Origin of the sequence: Clostridium sp. DFI.1.208 (genome assembly GCF_024463855.1) — a bacterium.
In the GTDB taxonomy this organism is placed as follows: Bacteria; Bacillota_I; Bacilli_A; order Erysipelotrichales; family Erysipelotrichaceae; genus Clostridium_AQ.
This window is the reverse complement of sequence record NZ_JANGCA010000139.1, coordinates 1-1645: the sequence shown is the minus strand read 5'-3', so window position 1 is coordinate 1645 and position 1645 is coordinate 1. Positions and strand designations below refer to the sequence as shown.

Annotated in this window: 1 protein-coding gene; it reads right to left on the bottom strand. The window is 34.2% G+C overall.

Annotation, left to right across the window (positions count from 1 at the left end):
- Nucleotides 1–140: 140 nt before the first annotated feature.
- A complete protein-coding gene (locus tag NE665_RS23635) occupies nt 141–1460 on the bottom strand; it encodes an ISL3 family transposase (RefSeq protein ID WP_117445116.1) in 1320 nt (439 codons plus the stop codon).
- Between the last annotated feature and the right edge of the window lie 185 nt (nt 1461–1645).

Here is a 1645-nt window from a genome sequence, read left to right as displayed (position 1 = left end):
GGGTAATGTAAACTAGAGAGTGGTTTTGTAAAATAGCGCTTTAAACTAATGAGTGGGTAAAAAAGAAAACAGATGATAAAGGGACTAGAAATCCTTAGAGTCATCTGTTTTTATATGCCGAGAAAAGTAATCAGATATCGTTATTTAGTGTTTGTATCTTTTGTATATTTATCAGATTTAAGTTTATCATTGATAGAGTAGAATGTCTTTTTATTGAGGGACAACAGACAACGTTTCCGAAACCTAATGAAGTTGGTGACACCATTGGAAATTGCTAGATAAGTTCTTATTTGTCCGTTGATGTTTTCTGATAACGCATTACTTAGTTTTCTGTCATCAAAAGGTCTTTTGAATGAATTTAATATTTCATATTTCCAATGTTCAAGAAGTGAGATAAACTCGTTATATTCTGATAACTGTGCTTCTTTAAATGCTACAAGTATTGTTTGAAGCCATTCTTCACAATCTGTTTCAACTGCTTTTTTATTGAAGTTTAGATACATTTGTTTCAGACGATATCCAAGCGTTAGATTCTCACTGATATCAAGTAACATATTCTGTAATTCACGCTTATTCAGTTTCCTCTTGAATCGCTTGTTGTAGATAGGCTCATTATCTAAGAACACATCCTTTTCGACTAAGTCCTTCCAACTTTTTAAAAGATAATAACTATCACTATTATATTCTACCTGATACATGATATTGAGACGGATACGAGTAAATGCATCACTCAAATGTTCAACTACATGAAAAGGATCGACAGCTATGATAGCGTTCTTAAGATACATGTGTGCAATGTCTCTGTAAGGCTCCCACATATCGATCGTGACGAAATGAACTAAATTTCTTTCCTCTAAGGATATCTTATCAAAATAACGCTGTAGCTCCCGTTTAGAGCGTGAAGGAAGGATTTCAAATAAGGAGCGATTCACATTATCTACCATCACACATAAGTAGGCAGAATCTGTACGCTTTGCCATCTTTGAGTGAATCTCATCAATGCCGATGGATTCAGGCAAACGGATTCTAGGGATATTTACAAAACTATCAAAATAACGCTGAACTTGAGTGATAGAGATATGATTTAAATCAGCGACCATTTTGTAAGTGTAGTTGAGATTAGATAAAGATTTCATGATATTATCGAATGCGAGATAAGAGTTTTTAAAATTCGTAAAGGTGAAAGGATTGGGTCCAGAGAAGGTGCGGAGACACTCGTTACATTGATAACGGTTATTTTTGAAAACGATGACGCATTTTTTGTCAGTCAGTTTCGGGTGGTTGATAACTTTAGGTTTTGAATAACCATTAAGGTGAGTCACACCATGACAGTAAGGACAAGGAAGACGTTTAGGGACTAAAGAGATATGTAGCTGAGTAACATCTGGTAAAGAAACGATATGAACAACTTTTATCATATTCTTGTCTAAATTGAATAAATCTGTGATAAAATCATACATAGGTTAAAACCTCCTTTGTGTGTATTTTCTCGGCAAAAGAATAATACCACAAAGGTTTTTTTATATAAGAAAAGGACACCCACACAAAAAGTGAAAGGGTATCCACACAGTTTGTTAGATAAGTCAAAAAATGGCAACACACAAGTTTAAAGGTATGCCACAACCACACACAAATTTAAAGCGCC